Here is a 22,744-nt window from a genome sequence, read left to right as displayed (position 1 = left end):
ATGAATCCTGAGGGTGATTATGACCTTGGCCTGACCGGGTTGTTTGCCAATGTCCGCCTGTCACTCCCCATGGTAAGGCAGATGCTGCAGTGCGCACTGGGATTGCCGCTACTGCACATGAATGCCCTGCAGGGAGGCTGGCTGAGGGTAGATAGTCAGGATCATTCCCGTTTGGGCGACAGCCAGAGCTGCCGGCTTGGACAAGGCGCAACTCTGGGGAAGCGGGTCTGGGATCAGCACAAAGCCACAGAGCTGGTTATCGGCCCACTGGATTGGGCGGAAGTGCAAAAACTGACCCCAGGAGGCGCACGCCATTCCCGGCTGATCGATCTGATCCGGCGCATAACCGACTGCCGCATTGACTGCCGGATTACGTTGCGCTGCCCGGCAAACCAACTGCCGTCTCTGCGCTTAAGCAGCAAAGTTGCACCGGGGGAGCATATGGCATTGGGTGTCACCTCTTTCCTTAGCCACAAACCCCAGAGTCAGGGATTCCGCGATATCAGCTTTATGGTCGGGGTAGCAGCATGATCAAGGCGTACGGTCGGCACTCTGTTCATGGGCTTTGTTATCTGCTGATTGCGCTGAGCGTAATACTGTCTGGTTGCTCGGTACTCGGCCTGTCGCCGTTAAATGATGTCCGCAGCATCCGTATTGAGGCCAGTGCCGACTGCAACCGCAATATGCCGGTGGCCATTGATTTCGTATTTATCAGCGATGAGCGGGTAGCCCGGTTACTGGCAGACCTGAGCGGCCCGGACTGGTTCAGCCGCAAACAGGAGCTGGTTATGCGCTATGACAAGCAGCTGGAGGTGGTCAGCGCCGAGGTCGTGCCCTTGTCTGTTATGTCCTCACTGCCTCTGCCAGACGACCACAGCAGGGCTGGCAACATTCTGATGTTTGCCAACTATCTGGGGGCTGAAGGTCAGTTTGTTGCTCAGCTCGGACAATTCCGGCAACTGAAGGTCCTGCTGCAGCGGGAAGGATACCGGTTAATCGAAATGCATCAGGAATAACACACCATGGCAATTTTATCGGCCGGGCAGGCCAGTTTACTGATCCCAGCAAGTCGTGAGAAAGCAACGGGTTACCCGCAAAGACTGCCAAACCCTATCTGCTGGCACGAAGGTATGCTGCTGTCACCGCAACACTTTCAGCAAAATCATTTTTACTGGGAAGAGCAGCTGCGTCAGCAGTTATCGCTGATCAACCCGGCGTACTGGGGTATTGCTCAGCTAAGCCTCGATCGCGGAGCCCTGCTCGAAGGCCAGGTGGTGATTAACCATCTGGTTGCCGTTATGCCGGATGGACTGCTGGTTGATCATCTGGCCAGCAAAGACAATCCGCTTACCCTGACACTGGATTTCAAGCCTGGCCAGGGCGCACAGACCATTCAGCTGGCGGTACCGATTCAGGTACCCGGCAGTGCCAGTGAGCGGGCCGAAATTCAGCGCTACAGCAGCCGCAGTGATCACCCCAGAGTTGATGAAAATACCGGTGAGAACGAACTGATTATGCCAAGGCTGTACCCGCAGCTGTCATTGCAGAGTGGCGATCAGGTCAGCAGCCGCTATGTCGGGTTGCCTTTATTCCGGGTGATCAAGCCGGAAGGCGGTCACCCCCAGCTTGACCCGGATTACGCTCCGCCATTGCTGAGCATTGCGGCTGATCACTTTCGTCATGCCGGCGAAACCTCATCTGCGGGCAGATCATTACAGCAGCGCTGCCAGGCTCTGGCGCTGACCATCCGTCATAAAGCCCGGCAGCTGGCCGGTTTGTCTGAAGACGGAGAGTCTCTGGGCTACAACATTACCCGCCGTCACCATCGCTGGATTCGCGCAATGGTGCAGGAGCTGGCGGCTCTTGAGCAGCTTGCAGACACCGCAGAAACCCCGCCGGCAGCGCTGTACCGGGGGCTGATCCGGATGGCCGGACCAATCAGCGAACTCGACCCGGGCAGCATTCCTCCACGCTTTCCCATTTATAACCACGACAACGCCTTGCCCGGCTTCGATAAGGTAATGAGTTACATCCTGCAGCAGGTGGAGCGGGTCAATCTTAATTACACCTCGCTGGGTTTCGACGAAGAACAGGAAGGGGTATTCACACTGAACTACGACAAGGCTTGGGAAGGAAAAGACCTGCTGATAGAGCTGCGCCCGGCCTCTGGCAGCAGTCGCGAAGGCGCCATCCGCTGGCTGGCAGCCTGCCGTATTGCATCGGTTACCGTGCATAAAGAACTGATGCAACGACGTTTGCTTGGTGCCAGTGCGGTTCAGATAGAAAGCGACGAAAAGAGCGGCATCGTACCCGCTAATGGCAACGTACTGTTCCGTATCAAAGCCAATAAAACACTGATACGGCCCGGTGCAAAACTGGCTATCGCCTGTACCAGCCGTCAGGCCAGTGAAGGTCGTCCGGCTTCCATCGTGATGCATGTTCCCCACGAGTAACACAGAAAAGGATTGGTGATTTGGTGATGGATAACAGGCTTCAGCCGACCGCAACTGCGGCAACACAAGACTACGGCGACCCGGTGCAACTGATGAGCGATTTTTACCGCCAGGTGGTTGAGGTTAAGTTCTGGGTGCGCAGTGGCCGGCTGAATGACGAAGTTGCTGCGCAGTTCAACCTGAACCGGGCTCCCAGTGGCGAAGAAATTACGGAAGCCGTTGCCCTGCGCCTGCAGCGCTGGGTCGAAAAAACCCGGCTGAACGCAGCCAAAACCCTGACAGAAAGAGAGTGTGAACGGGTAGAGCAGACACTGTTTGTTCTGGTCGCACTGGCCGATGAGCTGTTTATCATGGAGCTCGACTGGCCAGGCAAAGAACACTGGCAGGAGCAGCCACTGGAAGAGCGGGTGTTCAGCAGCTGCTTTGCCGGCGAGCGGTTTTTTACCGGAGCGGCAGCATTACTGGCAGACCGCTCATGGGATCAGCAGGAGCAGAAACTGGCCTCTGTTTATCTGTTTGCCCTGCGTCTGGGATTCGCCGGGCGCTATCGGGGAGATGCCCAGCGCCTGGGCAATTACCGCGCATTACTGTTCAAACGCATCAGCAGTGGTGCGCAGCCCGGTCTGGTTTGCCCGAATGCCTATCAGCATGTTCTTGCCTCACGTCAGGAACGCCGGCTTGCACCACTGGCAGCGTGGTACCGGATGATGGCTCTGGGAGCTGCAGCCTATCTGGTGCTTGGCTGGGTTATCTGGCTGACATTCAAAGGCCACTGGGGGTAATAGCAAATGAGTCTGATACAACCCCTGCTAAACCAGATTCAGGACAGCGTTCAGGCCTTGCTGATGTCACTTGGTGAGCGCTTTGCGCCACTGATCGAAAATCTGCGGCCAATCTGGACCGATCCGTTGTGGCAGTTTATTGGCCTGATTCTGTTACTGACACTGCTCGTTATTCTGCTGATCTGGCTGCTTAAAGCCGGCAGCGATGTCGTGGCGTCGGTGTCAGACATCACCATAAAACTGTTCAGCTGGCCACTGAAGGCCGTCCGTAAGGCCTTTCAGGCATTGGCGCAGAAGCGTCAGCAGCAACAGGATGAAGAGCAACAACCCACAGGCTGGCAAGTGCTGAACCGCATCCGGGTGCGTCAGGGTATGGATGTTGTGCGCTACCTGACAACCCGCCGGGACTGGCGTTACCAAACCCCCTGGTATCTGCTGGCCGGGGTTGATAGCAGCGGCAAAAGCAGCTGGGTGCAGAGTGTCCGCTCTGGTTTGCGGGCGCAGTTACTGGCGCGTGAAAAGCAGCTGGCTGCGGCGGGCAGTCAGTGGCACTTCTTTGATCAGGGAGTGATCATTGAGGTTGAGCAGGAAAAACACTTCACACAAACCGTCGATCTGCTCAATTTTTACCGTCCGGAGCGGCCGGTAGACGGACTGATTCTGACCATATCTGCCAAAGTCCTGCAGCAGGCCAGCGATCCGGTTGCCCGCAGAACGCTGGGCGAAGCTCTGTACCGCCAGCTCTGGAGCATTCAGAAGCAAACCTGCTTTGTCGTACCTGTCTATGTGCAGGTAACCCAATGTGATCATGTGCGCGGATTTAACGAATTCTGGTCTGCAGGTACAAAAGAAAGACCGCAGGAAATGTTTGGCTGGTCCAATCCGACCCGCCTGGATGCGGCCTTTTCGCCACAGTGGGTCGATGATGCCTTCACCAGCGTAGTGGATGGTATCCGCAGGGCACAGCTGCAACTCGCCGCCGGTGGTGATGGCATTGCCGGCATTGATGCCTTTATGTTGTTCGATCTGGAGTTTCAGAATCTGGCGGAGCCACTGCGGGAAGTGCTGGCGTTTGCTTTTGCCCGCAGCAGCTATCAGGAAGCACCGCCGCTGCGTGGCATCTGGTTCAGCGGCAAAGTACGTGATGAGGTTGCCCTGACCGATGACTTCCTGAATCACAAACTGTGGCCGGAAACCCTGCTGGCTTACCCGGCAGAGCAACGGCGCTTCTCTACCAACCGTACGTTGCGGCATGCGCAGTACGCAACACTGGCCATCGCATTTACGCTGCTGTCGGCACTGCTGATCGACTCAACCCGTCTGTATCATTATTCCGTCAGCACTGAAAAAAGCTGGGCGGATATTTTAAAGAAAGAACCCGATTGCAGTGAAAGTGGCAGTAACACCTGGTGGCTGCTGAGCAGTCTGAGCAAAATGAGCGAACAGCCCCTGACACTCTCATTGCCGGCGTCCTGGGGGAGTGGTCAGATGCGTTCTCTGAAGGCGGCAGTCGCGCAGCGTATCTACCCCAATCTGTTATTTCAGGGCATGGACTGCCGGCTGCAGGAAAAAGCAACCGAACTGAAAAAAGATTCTGTTTCTGCGGATGACGATCTGGAAGCGGCCAGCCGTGAGCTGAAAACCTTTATGACCGACCTGCGGGAATACCAGCAGGCCCAGAAACGCCTGATTTATCTGGCAGGTCCATTACCTGATAACCAGGGCGTGGCCGGCGAGTTTCAGGCGCTGCTCGATTATCTGTATAACTCATCCATACCATCGACGATCACCTTCGACAGCCCGTTGCTGGCCGGGGCGATTGTCGATACGGCTTACGACATCAACTGGAATGAACATGATCTGGTTGACCCGGAACAACAGCTGACCCGGCTGAATACACTCAGCAATAATGTACGCAAAATGATCGGTCAGCAGGCCACCAGACCGCCTGTTGCAGCAATACAACGTGCTTTTCTGGTCAGCACGCAGAGTCAGTCTTCAGCCGTATATCTGCAAAAGAATGCGGCAGCCATGACCGGTTCTTTGCAGGACTTCCAGCGCTGGCTGCTTTATATGAAACACCAGTGGATCGACACCCGTGCAGCAACCAGCCCCTGTGGTCGTCTGCAGCAGGAAATGGCGAGCTTGCGGACTGTTCTGCTGGATGCCGGCTACCCGGACACCATCGAAGATGCCTTCAGTAATAAAGAATGTGATGAGGCAATCCGTAATCAGATTGCCGCTCTTGATATTGCTCCTCTCGGAAAATTGTTTCAGCTGACAGACGACGGTCCGCTGGATTTTTCACCGCAGATGGAACACTGGGAAGAAGAGTTTGCCGCGTTACGTTCCCTGAGTGTTGTTTCGCAAAGCATACCGACGATCGCCGGTGAGCAGGATAGCGGCGACAACAGCGGCGCTGTTGTTGCGTGGAACGCTCAGCCACTTGAACAGGCTCTGGATATGCTGCTGTCTTATCAGGCCTATACGCAACAATGGTGGCCGGTCGTGGCAGGCAAACAACAACAGCCATTTTATGCCACCGCCTTGCGCAGTCAGCTGCAGCAGACCATACGCAAACTGATAGCCCGGGCACAGATCCACCCGCACGACTTCAGCCGCGGGCCTCTTTCCGGCGCGACAGATTCAGAAACAGAACTGGGCCGGACACTGACCAGCTTCAGCCAGGCAGAAGGGTATATCCGCCAGTTACTGACCTTATTGCAGCAGGAACAGGACAGCGGCAATGTGGCTCTGTTACAGAATGCGAGCCGTCGTTTTATCAGCGACCAACTACAGATACTGAATAATCTGGTCGCACAGAACCGCCTCTACCTGCCGCTGAAAAACCCTCAGTGGGCCAGCGACAGTTTCGCTGCTGCATTATTCAGCTATACCGATCCGGCGGATCTCGATGGTTATCTGCAAAGTCAGAGACTGCGGGTTGAGTATCTGGCGCAGAATTACGCCAGACCGCTGCTGAGTTTCCTGCTGGACACCGATGGCGTTGCCAATACCGACCGTGCCGCCAGCCTGTGGCTGGGGACATTGAGCGACCTGCAGCGTTACCAGCGTAAAGATCCGGGTAATCAGATTGCCTCTCTGGAGAATTTCATCGCCACGCAGCTGCCCCAGCTTGATGCTGAAGGCTGCAATAACTGGCTGACGACACCGGCCTTCAGTCACACCTCCGCGGGTTTGTTTGCCCGGCGCCAGTATGAAATAGATAACCAGTTGCGCAGCTACTGCGAGCAGTACGGCAAAAATACCGTCATCAAACGCTATCTGGCACTTGCTCAGCGCTTCAATGCGGAACTGGCGGGCCATTTCCCCTTTGCGCCAGCTGATCAGGCAGGGCACAGCGACATCGATCCGGGCGTTGTGCGGGCGTTTTTTGCAGACTACCGGAAAATCTGGGGGCAGCCGAAGAAAGATAAACCACTGGCGACCGGGCTGGCCGAGCTGATAGATGCTCAGCCTGAACTGGCGCTGGACCCATGGCTGGAGTTTGTCTCCAGTCTGGATCAGCTGGCTGCACTCTGGGATGTCGCACAGGATGCCGACGGCGTTATGAATCTGGATTTGCAGGTTGAATTTGCAGCATTGCCAGAGCAGTCGCTGGGAACCCGCCAGATCATCCAGTGGACCCTGAGCAGTGGTCATGACGCGGTTATTTATCCGAATGGAAATAACCGTCTGAGCTGGAAGCCGGACAACCGTCTGGCGCTGACTCTGCGCTGGGCGACCGGGTCAGAATATTCTCCGGTCCGCAACACCGATTTGCCACTGAGTATTGACTCTGCCAATCGCAGCGCGACCTTCAGCAGTGAAGGTCGCTGGGCCATGTTCGAGTGGCTGCAGCGCTTCTCCGGAGAAAGCGCCCCGGTTGCACAGCGCACCCTGTTGTCATTCCGCGTACCGGTTGCTGCACGGCAGAAGGTTACAGCGGCGTCCGCGGCCACTGCGGACAACAGTAAGCCCGCATCCTATACCAGCAAAGTGCATCTACTGCTGAACGTCTCAGCACGCTCGGCAGACGGCACCAGTCATGCGCTGTTACTGCCGGCCTTGTTGCCACAGCGGGCACCCGGATTGCCTGGCAGTCAGGGCGGGAACGACACAAAAGTGCTTTCAGCCAGAGCATCTGGCGGACACAAACCGACCTGACCATCCGGGAACACCCGAAGAGCAGCTGCGCAAAGGAGATTGCCAATGAAACATGTAACAGATCAGGGAAAGCACAACCGCAGGAATCCGCTGCCGTATATCTCCTGCGTAAAGTGTGGCGCAGGGGATAAACCTGAGAAGCGCCCGGGAAGAGCAACCCTGCTGCTGCCATGCAGTATTCAGAAACCTGCCGGAGGATGCCGCCGTGCGTATGCCACAGACAGATAACGCTGAAATCAATCAGTACATTCAGCAGTTTTACGGTTACTCCCTTGATGACCTGCTGGCGCCGATCGGTGAAGGGCAGGTCGGTGAGTCCGTACGCCACAACGGTGTGTATTTCAAAATCAAGGAAGCCCGGCGCGCCGATGATCCGACCCTGCCGCAGGGCATCTGGACCCATGAACTGAAAGTAGCCGACTGGGAAAGTGTGGAGCAGACCGCACTCAGTGCGCTGTGCCATAAAAGCAAGGATCTGCAGCTGGGCGTCTGGCTGATGGAATCCAGTATTCACCGTTATGGCTTTGCCGGGATCGCACCGGCTGCGGTTCTGATCCGTTCGTTGTGTGAGACCTACTGGGAAACCATGTATCCACAAATGGAGGACGGTGATATTGAGTTCCGTACTAACCCCATCAACTGGATCAATGAAAAGCTGGCTCTGCCTCTGCGCCTGATTCCGCTGACTCAGGCCGGGATTGACGATATCGAAGTCAGCTGGAACGACTGGGATACAGCGCAACGCCACGAACAACTTAAGCGGCAACAGCCCGATAACCTGCGTTTGGATGGCCCCAGCAGTGAATCGTTCAAACAACATATGGCTGCAACGCCGGTTAGTTTCTTTCTGCACCAGCATGAACAGCTGCAGGACGGTTTGCAGGCTATCGATGATCTCTCTGCCTGGCTGGACAATGCCTGCGGAGACCACAGTCCGAGCCTGTCTGAAATAAGCCAGCTGCTGAATCAGATTCTGGCCATGATCAGCGGCGAACTTAAACGGCGCGGCGTCAGCCTGTCCGCTGCAGAAGGTGAAACCAATAATGAAGGCAGTTCTTCCGGCGTAAGTGATGGTGGCGAACATGCGTCCGGAGCGGGTAATGGCGGCTCCGGCGGTGACGGCCCCATCAGAAACCGCGCGGATGCTTTTGCCTGCCTGCACCGTGCGGCCGAGTTTCTGATGCAGGATGACCCGCACAGTCCGGTGCCATACCTGATTTATACCGCCTGCCACTGGGGCGAGCAGTCGGCGCCGGATTTGTATCAGGAGCTGTTTCTGAACCGTGGCGGACAGCTGAATATTTTTGAATTAATGGGATTAAGTGTCGAGGCTAATTAACGGTTTTTCCGTTTAAGTCAGGGATTGTAGTAGCAGAAGAGCAAGGAGAAGGGATATGCCAGAGACTCATGTTAATGCGCAACAAATGCAGGCAATGATTGGCCGCGGCGGCCGGAATCTTGGGGATGCACACCGGCAATTCCCCATCATCAGCAGAAACCGCCGTACACAGATGGAGGTCGTGCAGCATCAGCGGGGACCGAGACAACGGCGGGGCAGTGTTACCAACTTCCATATGCATGGTAATGCACTGGGGGCTATTACTCATACCGATCGCAACGGTAATACCTATCGAATGAATGCCCGCGATCATTCCCAAAATACCCGGGGCCTGACGTATCAGGCTCATGGTCGGGGCGGGTAGAGCGGCAGGCAGTGACCACCGACAAAACCATTAAAACCCACAATGCCATTAATAATGAGAACGGGTGATGTATGGGGAAAAAAAATCAAAGTGACATCATGGCCCGCAAGGGTAATGCGTCGCTGCGGGCGGCCAAATCAGCCGGCGCTCCTTCTTATGTCGGCAAGAATGTCCGTGCCCGGGCCGGGAAGGTTATAGCAGGTGCCGGGCGCCTGCCCAATGGTATTGCCGCTTGTCATCGTGTATCGGACAAGCGTTTCCGCACCATCTCAAAACTAACGCTGGATAAACTCGGAGATAGCAGTCTGCCTGTTGCTAAGCGCAATCAGATCCTGGCTTCATTTACCGGCCTGACAAACGCAATGGGAGGCCCCAAATTCAAACGCAAAGTGCAGCTCGAACGCCGGAAAGAATTCGTAACGATGCTGGCCAAACGTGCCACCGACCCGTCTCCCAAGGCACTGACCGCAAAGGAGCAAAAACTGGCTCTTGATGCGACAACCGACATGGCTAACCACGCGCCCGATAATTTCTTTCTGGGGGATTCCAGTAATAACTCATCGATTGGCGAACGTCAGGATGCACGTTTGCTGCCGCCAACCAAAAAAGGTGGCAAGCGCTCGCCCAGCCCGGTGTCGTTCCGGATTGCTCAACACACCCGGGACACACTGAACGAGCTGGGAGAGCCGGTTTCGCCCCGGCTCAAAGCACTGGCCGGAGGCTCAGTGCCTTCTGGTTTTAAAACCTCGGCAACCGACTGATGTTGCACTCCGTAGCCGATATAACACAGCCTGAAAAGGGGGATTGATATGCCTGGCTCACCCAACAATGGCGGAAGTGGTTCTACTGGGACTAACCAGCCACGTCCGCCGCGTTCCACTGCAACGACTGCGCCGCAAGGTGGCTCATCTTCACGCCGAACCAACACTGCACAGAGTGCCATGGCGGCGCCATCAGCCAGACCATCCGGGCCCTCACGGGCCACTGTGGCGAGCTCGTCGCGCATGCCACCGCCGCAAGCCAGGGGGCGCAAACCTAAGTCAAAACCGGTAACAGGGGTTCCCGCCCACCTGGTTTCTCAGTTGCCGGCCGGTACACTGGCTTACGGTATCGACAGTGCGCGCGCTGACGTTATGCGCTCGATATCCAATCAGAACAAACGCGGGACCGATGGCAGCAGAATTATAGGAACCGGTGGTGCGAAACTGCCGATGAAAGTGAATGATATGGTTGATCCGATGTTGTCGCGGGCCCGCGGAGGTCTGAGTGAAGAACACATCCGGAGAACAACCCGGGGATTTTCTGCTCATCAGCGGGAATACGAACAACACATGGCGGGTTATCAGGAATATCAGGACGTGAAACCACCGCCGCGCTCACTGGGCAGTTCAAGCAGTCAGACCGCCGAAGAACGCCGGAGAATGTTTGGCGTTACCAGTAAAGGCGGTCTGAATTTTAATCTGAAAAAAGGCCTGCCCATTGTGCAGAGCCTTGATGGTATGAATATGAGTCAGATATTCGATCCCAAGCGCCAGGGTGGGGGGTATTTTGGTTCGGTCTCCTCGCAGGAAATCCGTCATCAGACTCATAATGCAGCCTTATTCGCGCCACAGGCCGAACCCGATCAGGGGTCTCAGCCACCGACCTGGAGCGGCAATCCTGTTCGCTATGTACGAGGGGGTGTCGAAGTGCCGCCGCCAATACACGACCCTCAACACCAGCAGGTTATCGGACGATATAAACGGGTTCGTACACCGTCAGTAGCAGATATGGTTCCCCGGGTTCAGCATGCTGCCGCGGCAGCATCGTCGGCCCCGGCGGTTGATCCATCACCGATGGCATCAGCGGCCAACCATCCGCCAGCACCACAAGCCCCTCAGTCGCAGCATCCGGCTGAATAATTTAATAACCTGAGCAAAGGAATACTTATGTGGCCAACAAACCGGGATATCGCCAAGAACAGTCTTCAGCATACGATGGAATCGGGGTTTCGTGCCCTGGCTTCTAGTCCGGCACTGAGGCGTCACCACCTGACCCAGGCAGCACTCGGGGCGGCGACTTTTTATACCGCGCTGAGCCATGCGCAGGAGCAGGCAGCAAAGCGGCAAAAGTAATTAATCAGAAACGGGGGTTGGTGTCCTGGATTCAGTCTTGGGGGAGCTGATATATCGCGCCCCGATTGATGACTACTGTGAACCACCAACAGCTGCATGACACTGACTCAGCTAGAAAATCTGAGTCAGTCCGTCATAAGACAACTGGCCGAAAACAGATTGTTCGGAAAAGTTGAGGTCGGTGCTATATGCCATCAAGAAAGAGACCGCACAGTGCGACAACAAATTCAAACACAGTAGCGCCGATCAGAGCGATAAAGAAACCGCGCAGGGCGCACAGGTACAGAATAGAGAGAGACCGAACACTGACATCATCACAACAAACCCTGCGAGGGTTTGTTGATGTCAATGCCGCTTTAACGGGGCGCCTCAGCAAAAAAAATTATTTCCGGGTTCCATCCAATCCAACAGTGCACAGTTTCAGTTCGGGGTATCACGAAGCAGGGCTGACAACCGACAGTGCTAATCATCTGACTGCCCGATTGCACAGACAAAAAGGGATCAGCCAGTTCAGATCAAACGCTCCAGAGCCATTACGCAACAAAAAATTTTATGAAGCTAATGTCAGCACGGTAATGCATGCCGGTGACGGCTTGCGTACAGATACCGCCCAAACGGTGCTTTCGGTTCCCAGGCGGGATGGTGGCGGTGGCGCAGGACATTCTGGTTCAGGTGTAAAGCAGTCAGGGCAGAAGTCTGCACATGATCTGCTCCGGGAAAGCACCGTTGAATTATTACAGAATAAAAATTTAACCTCAGGCATTGCAGCGGTTACTTTTGGTGCTTTTGCCGTCGCAAGTATGGCGCCAGGAGAAGTGGCGTCAAAAACCCCCAATATCCGCAAGCTCAAAGCACAGCATGTAAGAGATCATTGGGAACAAAATCGTGAGGAGGTGAAGGCCAGGGTTGAAGATCAATACCAACGACTATCGACAAACGAACAACAGGAAGTCGATACCCATATGCAGAGTTTTTTCCAAAAACTGCCGAAGGACAGGCGTCTGGCGAATGGGCGCTGCACTTCGCCGGTAAGAGACACAAGAAGGCAGCATAAAAATGCAGTGAGTGGTGGCGGCTATGTTTCGAAAAAAAATGATATTCTGCCAGGGCCACGAAAAAAACGATCTGCCATACATTCCGATCAGGACGCAAGAGAGGCGACCAGCTATTTCACTCAGCCATTCCGTTCCAATCGCTCCTGAACTGAGTTTGCAACAGAAAAAATCTCCGGGACAAAGAGGCATTTTTCCGGGTCAAAAAACACCCGCCTGTCGCGTCATGCCCCCACCAAAGTGATCCGTTTGGCGCTGTTTCCTGCGTTGAACGACAAACATCCATGGCACCGATCCTGCTATGTAGCCTTATCGTCTTTACCGGCACGGGCTTCTTATGACATCGCAGCACCCTCCAATGTGGATAGAAAAAACGGACAGCGAACAACCTGCCATTTCCGTTTTGATCGAAGGCGACCGGACACTGGAAAGTATTGATCAGCAGCACCTCCGGGTTGAGTCCATTCAGGGGCAGGAAGGTATTTCGCAGCCTTTCCAGATGACGGTGAAATTACGTGCTGACGACACAAGCAAACAACCTGAACGCGGTCCGGTGCTTGATGGCCGTTATATCGGTCGCTGGGCAAGGCTTTGCATTCAGGGACGTCGTTATTTCCGTGGATTGATTACCGAACTGGCTCTCGCCGCTCCGGGTTGTTACACCCTGACGGTGCAATCGCCGCTGCAGATTCTGAGCCTGCGCAATCGTTATCATATCTATACCCAGTGCAATATCAGTGACCTTCTGAAAGAGGTCTTTGCGCAGGAGTTGCTGGATAACCGTTTCCGCTTAAAGCTGGACTTTGATGACAGTCTGACACTGACCCGCATCCAGGATTGGTTGCAGGCTGGCGAAACGGATATGGATTTTATCCAGAGGATTATTGCTAAATTCTGTATCCATTATTTCTTTATTCATGAAAAAGATCAGCTGACGCTGGTCTTTTCAAACACAACAGCGACCACCGAAAAAGTGTCTATTCCCGGATATCAGGCAGGTCCGCTACCGCTGCGTTATACCTACACTTCGATTGATAAACTGGGATTACAACAGGGCGATTTATTCTGCGATCTGCGCTATTCGGTCAAGATGATGCCAGCCATGGTGCGCACCATGCTCAGTCGTATAGAGGCTGCCTGGGATACCAACAAAATGGCCATCAGCGACAATACCCCCTGGATTGATAATCAACCCCACGGCAATACGGAATATCAGTGTTACCGTTATTATGATTACGGTGCAGATACTGATGAGGCGCGTGGTCAGTTCACCAAAATCTGTCAGCAAATCCAGACCGAAGCAGGCACTCTGACCGGTAACGTTACCAGTCCGCTACTCAGCCCAGGGTATTCATTTTCGCTTTGGGAACCCGTGCCAGACGAGGGGAGTATGGGCAGACCTGAATTCAGTGGCGAAGTGTTTATCGTCACCAAAATTCAGCACAAAATGAGTGCCACCGGTCCTTACTCCGGCAGTGTTGAAGCGACGCAACTGTACACCGGTAATGAAACACTTGAGCAAACCCTGCTGACACCATTTTCAATGCAGAACACTCACCAGGGCAGTGTTATTGCCAAGGTGATTGAGCATACGCCTCCGGCCAGTTCATATTTTGTTAATAAGAGTAATTTCCAGCCGGAAGATGGTCAGGTCAGCTTTGATGGAGACATCAGCAAGGCGCGGGGCTGTCTTGTGCGCCTGGCAACCGGCAAAGAGTACTGGGTCACGCTTTCCAAAACCTCGCAGACGGTTCCTGAAATCAATTCACTGGTCACTATTGGTCGCGGGGATGGTGAAAGCGAACAGCCAGAGTTGCAGCAGGTGTTGTCATCTCATGGTTCAAAAACCGTCACCCCACCAGGCAGGCGCAATGCTTCATGGCAGGTAAACGGCTCATGGGGAAGCAGTTATTCAACCAGCTATGGTGACAGCATCAGCATCCGCTATGGCCATAATTCCGCGACGGATTTATCTCAGGCTTCGGCGCTGGTTGAAAGTGCTTATGATAAAACCGGTATGGATAGCACGTTGTACGGTAACAGCAGCTATTCCAAAGGCGGAGGCTGGAGCCTGTCGCTGAGTGACAATGCGGATGCCGGAGTGCTCAGCGCATCGGTTTCACAGGGGAGCAGTTATAACGAAAGCCATGCCCTGATCAGTTATGGTGTAAGCCATACCGGCACCAGCCAGAGTTTTTCCCGCACAGGAAAAAGCGTTAACCGCTCGGTCACAGGAGAGTATGACGGCACCCTGGATCTGAACAATCCCAGCTTTATCGGCGGCCATATTCCCGAGCAGTCCATTGTCGATATTGCCAACCAGTTAAACACGGGAGACAGCTATAACGAGAATTACACTAAAGGGCGGTCCGTAAATTTAAGTGGCAATGGGGCGGAACCCCCTGGCTGGGATGATACCTCGGCAATGGTTTTTTCAAATTCAAAGACCGTAGGTAAGGTGGTTAATAAATCGGCGCATATTGGCGACAACTACAACACCTCAAGCCAAACCGGTAATACAACAACGTCAAACACAACCAATGGCAACAGTAATAACACCAACACCACGACGGGGAACAGCACAGGAACCACAACAACCGCGGGGGATACCAACAATACTTCGACCGTGGTAGGGAACCGCAATGAAATATCCACCTCGGTTGGATTAAGTAATGCGATCACAACCAATATTGGTGCATCCAACCGGATTGAGAATAACCTCAGCCTCAGTAACAGTATCGCCACCAATCTTTCTGCCAGTAACAATATCTCAACCACCATTGGTGCCAGCAATACCGTTGAAACCTTTATCGGTGCCAAGAATTCCGTATCGACCCAGTTAGCTGCGACCAATTCAACATCAACCACCATTGGTGCCAGCAACACTACGGAAACCTTTATCGGTGTCAAAAGCAACATAACGACGCAGCTGGCCGGCAGCAGCAACATCTCAACAACGATAGGTGCTAACTCATCCATCGATACTTTTATTGGCAGCAAAATGAATATTGCAACTCAACTTGCTTCGGTGATTGAAATAGAAACAACCATGGGAACCAAGCTCAAAACCGAAAACAATCTGAGTACCACCTTTCTGAATGAAATCACTGCAGGTTCGGTTATCAAAATGCAGGAAGCGCCGGCGGAGGTACAAATGAAGCTTTGCACCCATGCAAAAATCAGTGAAACCCAGGCAGAAATACTGAACGGCATTAAGGCCATTCTCTGATTATGCAAATTATCAAACCCCGCACTCTCAGTCTGGTCTGCAATACCTACCACTTTCATCGTCACACGCTGGCGATTGGCGTGGTCGGATTTTTCAGCCTGAAAAATCCACGTACCTTTATATCCGAAGCTCAGGGCTGGTCTCAGCTTAACCCGGCATTATCATCCGGGCTGATTCTGGATATGGGCTACGCCAAACCCTGTGGTGAAATGCTGTTGGCGGGTAACGCTTATGCGCCAGACGCAGATGCGGTAACGCGAATGAATGTCAGCGCATCATTAGGCAAACTGAAAAAAACACTGCAGATAATTGGTGATCGCCGCTGGAACGGACGTTTTTTGCGCAAGGCCAGTGCGCCCAGGCCTTTTCATTCCATGTCACTGGATTTCAGCCGGACTTATGGCGGAAGCGGATTCAGCGAAAACCCGGCAGGCAAGGGCATTATCAGCGAAGAAAACCGCCCCAAAGATGGGTTCTTCGAGTTGCCGAATATTTATCACTGTGATGAAAAAACAGCGGCCGATAGCGCGCCCAGAACTCCGGTCAGTTTTGGACCTCTGGATGTTATGCAGCCTCAGCGCAGCCGCTTTCACGGTACATTTGACCAAAGCTGGCTGGATAATATTCATCCGGGTTTCCCGCTGGATACCAATCCTCTTTTCTTTAATGCAGCAAGTGAGGACCAGCACATTAAAGGTTTCTTTTCTCCCGGTGAAGCATTTGAGATACAGGGCATGCATCCTGAGTCAGCAATTATTCAGGGACATCTGCCGCAATTACGCGCCCGTGCTTTTGTTAGTCAGATTGTTGATGGCGAAACTGAATTCCATGAAGTAGCCACGGCCATCGATACCGTCTGGTTTTTCCCTGATCTTGATATAGGCGTGGTGATTTATCGTGGCACGCTGCACGTTCAGAACTCTCTGGGGCTTGATGTTACCCAGCTGTTACTGGCTTATGAGCACAGCGATGACCCGGCCCGCACGGTGGCGTATTACCAGCAGGTTCTGAAACAAAAAACCGATCCTGAAACCGCTGCCGGACACATTCTTAATGAGTCGCAGCTGCTGCCACAAAAAAATGCAGCCGAAGAGGAAGAAGTCAGACAGCTCTATGCTGAAGCCAAAGCTCAGGTTCAGGAAAAAAAACAGAACTGGCTTAAACACATATTGGCCGATAAGCCATTATCCGAAACAGAAAAAAATAAAATCCGCGAACAAGTACTGGCTGATGATCCCAAAGAGTCTGCACCGATCCCCAAGGCACTGGTTGATCGTGGCGACATTGACTTATCTCCCTATATCGATGAAGCCAAAGTGCTTGCAGAAAAAGCCCGGCAAGATGCCAAACAGCAGCAGATGCAGGCCAGCCAATATAAGAAGAACCTTGCCCCCGAATCAGAAAACGAAATGAGACAGCGGGTATTCAGCCCGTTTAAGCCGCAGCCTGCGGATCAGCAGATGGCCGCGACACCTCCTGCCAGTCAGCGCAGCACTTCAGAACAACTGCAATTGGCGGAAAACCTGCAAAAAAACAGTCAGCGCCAGGCACGGCAACAGGCTCCGGAATGCACTGCGCTCAGCAAACCTCTTCCCGCAAGCGGTGCCCGGATGATCCGGGACTGGGTTGTCGATTTATTGAATGCCGGAGAATCTCTGGCCGGGCGTGACCTTGCCGGTGGCGATCTGGCCGGTCTGGATTTCAGCGGACAGGATATGACTGCCGTGATGCTGGAGCGGGCTGATCTGAGCGGCTGCTGCTTCGATCATTGTATTCTGGATGGCAGCGTTTTAACGGAGGCTGATATCTCTTATGCCAGCTTTTGTAATGCCCGCATGCAGCGCGCTAATTTATCAGGAACGCGGGGGCATGATGCGGTTTTTACCGGCGCAGATCTCAGCCATGCCTTACTGGTTGCAGCAAAACTGCATAGCTGCAATTTCAGTGGTGCAACCCTTAATCGTCTTATTGCAGCCGAAGCCACGCTGAATAGCTGTCTCTTTCAGCAGACCCATTGCAGGGAAGGGCAGTTTATTCAGGCGCAGTTACCGGCCAGCGACTGGCAGGATGCAACCGTAAGCGCAACGAATTTCACTCAGGCTGAGCTGCAACATTCAAACTGGCAACGTGCGCAGCTCAATCGCTGCCTGATGATTGATATTAAGGCCGACCATATCAATTTCAGCGGCTGTCAGGCAGAGAAAATTCAGTTCAGCAACAAAGGTGAACTGAATCATGCCATTTTTACCGCCAGCAGCTGGCACATTTGTGGATTCAGTAAACTCAATATGCAGCAAAGCTGTATCCGCGATGCCGTATTCAGGGATTGTGATCTGTCAGAAACAAAGCTGAATCACAGCGACCTGCGTCATTCACTGCTGCATAACTGCCTGCTGCGCCACGCTGATCTGAGCCATTGTGATTGTCAGAAAAGCTTCTTCAGCAGCTGTACGCTGGTTGGTACAGATTTTACAGCCGCCGATCTGAGTGAGGTGCAGCTGCGGCACTGCAATACTAAGGAAGCAATATTTCATGACAGCAGACGCCAACATATGGATCAGCGCCCTGATCCATCATTAATCTGATTCTCATTGTTACAGGGAAGGTACTATGAATAATAAACTGGCATCGATTCAGACGCTGATCAGCAGCGGCCAGACCATTATGAATCAGGATCTGGCCGGAGAATCCTGGGCAGACATATCCCTGGTTGGAGCGGTCTTTATTGACTGTTCTTTTGCAGCTATTCAACTGACCGGTTGCGATCTTAGCCGAACGGTATTTATTCAGTGTGATTTCAGCCACTCACAATTGACTGATAATACAATCCAACAATCCAGTTTTGTCCGTTGCATCTTTAATGACAGTCAATGGCGAGGGGAATGCGGCAGCAGTACGTTGTGCGAAAGCGACCTGAGTCTCAGTCACTGGCTGCAGGTAAAGCTGACGGCAACAACTTTCAGCCAGTGTAATCTGAGTCAGAGTGTCTGGAGTGGCTGTACCTTTCATGCGGTCAATCTGTCTGAAGTTGACACTTCCGGCATGACACTGGAACGCTGCGACTTCAATAATATTTCCTGGCTGAACAGCGACTTCTCCACCATCACACTGAAAAATGTCAGCTTTGAAAAAGCCTTGTTATTGCAATGCCGGTTCACCGACAAAGACCTGTCGGGCATACGCTTCCGGGCCTGTACCTGCACTGAAAGTCAGTTTGCCCGCATCCGCTTCAGTGCGGCGGATCTGGCCAATTCGAATTTTTCTAAATGTCAGCTGGCGGAAGTGGATTTTTCTGATTGCAATCTGAATCAGGCACTGTTTATCGAAAGTCAGATCAGCGGATGTCATTTTACGAGTGCACACCTGGCTAATGCTAATTTCCAAAAAGCCGAACTGAGTGAAACCAGCTTTAAAAACAGCTACCTGACGGAGTCCTGGTTTAAGTTGGCAGTGGTCAGCAAAGTTGATTTTTCCGGTAGCGATATGCGCTACGCCAATCTGAGTTACTCGCAACTGCAGCACTGTGATTTTATCAATGTCCAGCTTTTGCGGACCAATCTGCATGCTGGCAAAGAAACCAGCTGTCGCTGGAATGGCAGCAACACCGCTGAATTATTACTGACCGATCCGGATCAGCAGGAACTGGACAAACAACTGGAAGATTACGGAGTAAGCGCATGACACCCTGTATAGAATTTCCACTGAACCATCAGTATCAGCCGACGCCACTGGAAAACGCCTACAGCGGGGTGATTACCGCTATTGATGCTGGCAATGACCGGTGGATTATCGATCAGCATTTCACGGCGCAAAAGGCCGTCAGTTTATTAATAAAACCGGAGGCTGGTGATCTGGTTTATTTTGTCCGCATCGGTACGGAATTTTTCATCACTCAGATACTGCAGCGCCAAAAAAGTGATAACGCTTCCCACCCTCTGTCTCTCGAAAGTGATCAGCCGCTGTATATCCATGCTCCCGAACTGAAGCTGAGTGCCTGGCATACGCTGGAACTGACTTCGGTCAACACATTGTCGGTTGCTGCAGAGCAGGGGAGTTTTTGTTTTTCCGGTGCACTTATTCAACAGAGTGAAAATCTGATCCAACAGGTTGGTCATATGAATCTGACCGCCCGCGGCCTTCTGCGCCTGAATGCAAAGCAGCAGTTAATTACAGCCGAAGAAGATGTACGTATCGATGGCAAACGCATCAATATGGGCTGACAGCGCCTCAATTTAAAACAGGAGAATACTATGTTTGCCACCACACAAAGTCCGGCAATGCATCTGTCAGCACTGGATGTTTGCAAAACACCGATTGGGCCGGTTATTACGCCTATTCCATATCCGAATATCGGAATGTCTTCTACAGCCATTCCCAATATTTTTAATATGTATACGGTAGCTATGCCGGATCACAATTTATTGACCACGGTGCCGCTGTCTAATGGTGATCAGGCAGGGGTTCTGATGGGGGTGGTTTCCAGCATGATGATGGGGCCGGTTAAAAATATACTGGGCAGTTTCAAGGTGTACAAAATGGTAATGCCTGCGACTAAAATGCTTTCACCCAGCCTTCATAATGGCGAGTTGCCCAATACCGTTGGCACAACACTGACGCCATCACAGGTCAAGGTCATGATTCTCAGCTGACGCCAGCAGTGGCTGGCGATCAGAGTGAAAAATCCAGCCCCACGCCCTGAATGCCATCGAGAGGCGCTTCCTGTACCAGAGGCAGGCGGGTTTGTTTTCCGGCTTTTGGGGCAGGGTGTGCAGACTGTACAGGTGCCATTGGCTGAGGCTGTGAGGTCTCTGTGGGTTCAGCCTGCAGATTTCCCGCTTTATGTGCAGATTCGGAATGCGTTGTCCGCGGTTGCGGTGCTGCCGCAATGACACTCTCGGGCAGCGCATCACTGTTCAGATAGCCCCGGCTTTTAGTACCCGGATAGCTGTCTCTGCGACTGCCAGTCTGTGGTGGGGCCATTCCATTCAGATAGCTCTGATCCTGAGCATGGAGCTGGTGAAACAGCGTGCTGTTTGCACGTACCGGCAAGTAATTATCCGTTGCTGCGGGTTCTGGCTGGCGACTGGTACGCAGATTAAGTCCTGACTCATCCAGGCTGCGCAGGCGCACATCAGCAGGCGAAGGAGCTTCAGAGCCATAAGCCTGAGCCAAACGGTAAGGAACGGCGGTAAAACCGGAGCTGTTCGCTCCGCTGCGGACAATCCGCACCATCTGTTGGTAATTCCGCAGTGGCGGTGGTGTTTTCATCGGCATTTCCTTGTCCTGTACTGATTCTCTGAACGGGCTGGCGCAGCGTGCTTCAGTCCGCCGGCCAGGCGATAAGTCTGGGAGTCTGGCCCTGAACCATCAGTGAGTACTGCAGCTGTTCCGCAGCCGGGCGCTCCGCAAAGGGGCCAATTGCCAGTATAAGCCAGTGACGATCATCTTCACTGACGGCGAATACAACAGGCGTAAAAGGCAGCTTAACCGCTGCAGTTTCGAGTTGCTTTAATTCAGCCTCAATCACCGCAGGGCTGCTGCTCATATACAGCTGCAGTCCATATTGGATATCTGCGCCGGTTGCAGAGTCAGGTAATAACTGGCCGGACAAGGACAGCTCAGCATTGGTGACCGGACGCGGCTTGAGTGAAGATGCGGCAGGAGATGCAGGATAATCGGGAAGCCACAGGGTCAGTCCGGCACCGGCTGCGGTCAGCAATATAACGATCAGGCCAAATGCTTTCAGAAAGGACTCCTGATTCCATTCCAGAGTATGTGCAGAGGTTACTTGCAGATGAAGGGCTGTGCAAACGACCTTTTATATTTCCGATAATTGATATTATCGGAATAGGCGTATAAGCGTAAAATGCGGACCGCCTGTCGTCCTGGACGACAACAACAAGTGCTAAACTTTTCCACAACAAACACTAAAGAATCACAAAAAGTGCTAAACCCGTTGACCAGCGCGTCTAGCCGCCTTTAGCCATATAAATTCTCCTAAAATCCACTGATTCAAGGTGAGCTCACCACAACCATTGCCTCAGCAACCTACAGGCTTGTATACGATTCATTGATGGTTCAGCGAATGGCCACCAAGGAGTGATTAGGCGGGAGATATCTATCGGCGCTCTAACGGTAATTCACCATGAAGTCCAGATGAACCCCCCAGCCGTATTAGCCTTGAAGGATCCGATAGCGAGCTATCAGTCTGCTCAGATGATGGGGATTTCTTCAGAAATCACGCCATTCGTAGGGCGTATTTCACAATAATCCGTTAAAATAACATTATTACGGATTATTTATATGCCCCACTTTTGAGGTCTTTATGCCGAAGTCAGGCCAAGCACGCGTCCCCACGCCGGATCAGCAAAAATACCTGTTCGACGTAATTCGGCAGCGCCGGCACCCTGAAAAGAACACGGCCATCATGCAGATCAGCTTTAAGCTGGGACTGCGTGCCCAAGAGATTTCACTCCTACAGATCAAAGAAGTAGCCAAAGTCAGTCAAGCTGGTACGGATTTCAAGTTACTGGAAGTCATGAGTCTGCCGGCGGCCTATACCAAAGGTGCTGACGCTATGAAACGCTCGAAAAGCCAATACCAGCGCAAAACGATCAGCTTTAATATTGAAAGCTTCAACCAGGTAGTTCGGCAGATTGAAAAACTCTCCAAGTCCGGCGCCGATGTTGATCCTGCAGCCTTTTATCCACCTGTCAAAAAACACCGTGGAAAATCCCGCGATTTACCCATGGTGGATGCTGCACTACGAAAGTCGCTTGTGGATTACTTATATTTTCGTTTGGCAAAGGGTGAAAAGCTTAAGCCTTCCACACCGTTGTTTATCACACAAAAGAACGTCCCCTATTCTCCTAACACACTTCAGGAACACATGGCGTTAATGTTAAGAGATTGGGCCGGTATAGAAAAAGCCAGTTCGCATAGTGGCCGAAGAGCGCTCATAACCAACGTCATTCATAAACAGAAGAAATCTGTAAAAATTGCCCAGAAAATAGCAGGACACGTAAATCCATCAACGACATTGATCTATGAAGAGCCTCCTGAGGAGCAAATAAGTGACGCCCTAAAACTATTAGGGGAAATAAAGCAATAAATGGGGGGGGGTGGAAAGCCTCCATTAACCATGAGTGCTAGATGGGATTGAAAATCAACCTGTACTTATCATATATCTCCTTAGCAGGAGGGCTGAGTGTAACATCTTTAGATGTTGCAAAGAGATTATAATA

Annotated in this window: 19 protein-coding genes; 17 read left to right on the top strand and 2 right to left on the bottom strand. The window is 52.8% G+C overall.

Going from position 1 to position 22,744, the window contains the following annotated elements; genetic code table 11:
* The 16 genes from B3P58_RS13620 to B3P58_RS13545 all read left to right on the top strand — a co-directional run.
* A partial coding sequence (locus B3P58_RS13620) for a type VI secretion system baseplate subunit TssG (RefSeq protein WP_286718251.1) occupies positions 1-531 on the top strand: 531 nt, incomplete at its 5' end.
* Positions 528-1,016, top strand: a complete 489-nt coding sequence (locus B3P58_RS13615) for a hypothetical protein (RefSeq protein WP_286718248.1) — start codon at positions 528-530, stop codon at positions 1,014-1,016. The genes B3P58_RS13620 and B3P58_RS13615, both read left to right, overlap by 4 nt.
* A gap of 6 nt (positions 1,017-1,022) precedes the next feature.
* Entirely contained in the window at positions 1,023-2,453 is a 1,431-nt protein-coding gene (tssK, locus tag B3P58_RS13610) for a type VI secretion system baseplate subunit TssK (protein WP_225692709.1), read from the top strand.
* 92 nt (positions 2,454-2,545) lie between these two features.
* Entirely contained in the window at positions 2,546-3,235 is a 690-nt protein-coding gene (locus B3P58_RS13605) for a DotU family type IV/VI secretion system protein (protein WP_225692710.1), read from the top strand.
* 6 nt (positions 3,236-3,241) lie between these two features.
* Positions 3,242-7,402 carry a type VI secretion system protein gene (locus B3P58_RS13600; RefSeq protein WP_286718243.1) on the top strand — a complete coding sequence of 1,387 codons (4,161 nt, stop codon included), beginning with the start codon at positions 3,242-3,244 and terminating at the stop codon, positions 7,400-7,402.
* 211 nt (positions 7,403-7,613) lie between these two features.
* Positions 7,614-8,741 carry a type VI secretion system protein TssA gene (gene tssA / locus B3P58_RS13595; protein ID WP_286718291.1) on the top strand — a complete coding sequence of 376 codons (1,128 nt, stop codon included), beginning with the start codon at positions 7,614-7,616 and terminating at the stop codon, positions 8,739-8,741.
* 55 nt (positions 8,742-8,796) lie between these two features.
* Complete coding sequence (locus tag B3P58_RS13590) at positions 8,797-9,105, top strand: hypothetical protein (RefSeq protein ID WP_225692712.1); 309 nt, start codon at positions 8,797-8,799, stop codon at positions 9,103-9,105.
* A 98-nt stretch (positions 9,106-9,203) separates the two neighbouring features.
* Positions 9,204-9,866: a hypothetical protein gene (locus tag B3P58_RS13585; protein WP_286718241.1), complete on the top strand. Its 663-nt coding sequence runs from the start codon at positions 9,204-9,206 to the stop codon at positions 9,864-9,866.
* Positions 9,867-10,187: 321 nt separating this feature from the next.
* A complete protein-coding gene (locus B3P58_RS13580; protein WP_286718238.1) occupies positions 10,188-11,006 on the top strand; it encodes a hypothetical protein in 819 nt (272 codons plus the stop codon).
* 27 nt (positions 11,007-11,033) lie between these two features.
* The gene (locus tag B3P58_RS13575; RefSeq protein ID WP_145468740.1) at positions 11,034-11,219 is read left to right on the top strand and encodes a hypothetical protein; all 186 of its coding nucleotides are present in this window, start codon (positions 11,034-11,036) and stop codon (positions 11,217-11,219) included.
* A gap of 188 nt (positions 11,220-11,407) precedes the next feature.
* Positions 11,408-12,421: a hypothetical protein gene (locus tag B3P58_RS13570; protein ID WP_286718234.1), complete on the top strand. Its 1,014-nt coding sequence runs from the start codon at positions 11,408-11,410 to the stop codon at positions 12,419-12,421.
* Between the two features lie 208 nt (positions 12,422-12,629).
* Entirely contained in the window at positions 12,630-15,500 is a 2,871-nt protein-coding gene (locus tag B3P58_RS13565; protein ID WP_286718232.1) for a contractile injection system protein, VgrG/Pvc8 family, read from the top strand.
* A 2-nt stretch (positions 15,501-15,502) separates the two neighbouring features.
* On the top strand, positions 15,503-18,085 hold the full coding sequence (locus B3P58_RS13560; RefSeq protein WP_286718230.1) for a DUF2169 family type VI secretion system accessory protein: 2,583 nt from the start codon (positions 15,503-15,505) through the stop codon (positions 18,083-18,085).
* Between the two features lie 25 nt (positions 18,086-18,110).
* Complete coding sequence (locus tag B3P58_RS13555) at positions 18,111-19,181, top strand: pentapeptide repeat-containing protein (RefSeq protein ID WP_286718228.1); 1,071 nt, start codon at positions 18,111-18,113, stop codon at positions 19,179-19,181.
* Positions 19,178-19,720, top strand: a complete 543-nt coding sequence (locus tag B3P58_RS13550) for a DUF3540 domain-containing protein (RefSeq protein ID WP_286718225.1) — start codon at positions 19,178-19,180, stop codon at positions 19,718-19,720. Before B3P58_RS13555 ends, B3P58_RS13550 begins: the two co-directional genes overlap by 4 nt.
* A 30-nt stretch (positions 19,721-19,750) precedes the next feature.
* The gene (locus tag B3P58_RS13545; protein ID WP_286718222.1) at positions 19,751-20,149 is read left to right on the top strand and encodes a DUF4150 domain-containing protein; all 399 of its coding nucleotides are present in this window, start codon (positions 19,751-19,753) and stop codon (positions 20,147-20,149) included.
* Positions 20,150-20,168: 19 nt separating this feature from the next.
* Here B3P58_RS13545 and B3P58_RS13540 read toward each other — a convergent pair whose 3' ends face one another.
* The gene (locus B3P58_RS13540; RefSeq protein ID WP_286718219.1) at positions 20,169-20,768 is read right to left on the bottom strand and encodes a hypothetical protein; all 600 of its coding nucleotides are present in this window, start codon (positions 20,766-20,768) and stop codon (positions 20,169-20,171) included.
* 52 nt (positions 20,769-20,820) lie between these two features.
* Positions 20,821-21,219 carry an SPOR domain-containing protein gene (locus B3P58_RS13535; RefSeq protein WP_286718216.1) on the bottom strand — a complete coding sequence of 133 codons (399 nt, stop codon included), beginning with the start codon at positions 21,217-21,219 and terminating at the stop codon, positions 20,821-20,823.
* 606 nt (positions 21,220-21,825) lie between these two features.
* Here B3P58_RS13535 and B3P58_RS13530 point away from each other — a divergent pair.
* The gene (locus B3P58_RS13530; protein ID WP_286718213.1) at positions 21,826-22,611 is read left to right on the top strand and encodes a site-specific integrase; all 786 of its coding nucleotides are present in this window, start codon (positions 21,826-21,828) and stop codon (positions 22,609-22,611) included.
* The last annotated feature ends 133 nt before the right edge of the window (positions 22,612-22,744 follow it).

Source organism: Thalassolituus sp. UBA2009, assembly GCF_002335285.1.
In the GTDB taxonomy this organism is placed as follows: domain Bacteria; phylum Pseudomonadota; class Gammaproteobacteria; order Pseudomonadales; family Oceanobacteraceae; genus Venatoribacter; species Venatoribacter alkanivorans.
The sequence above is the reverse complement of the archived record's forward strand: the minus strand, read 5'-3'. Positions and strand labels throughout refer to the sequence as shown.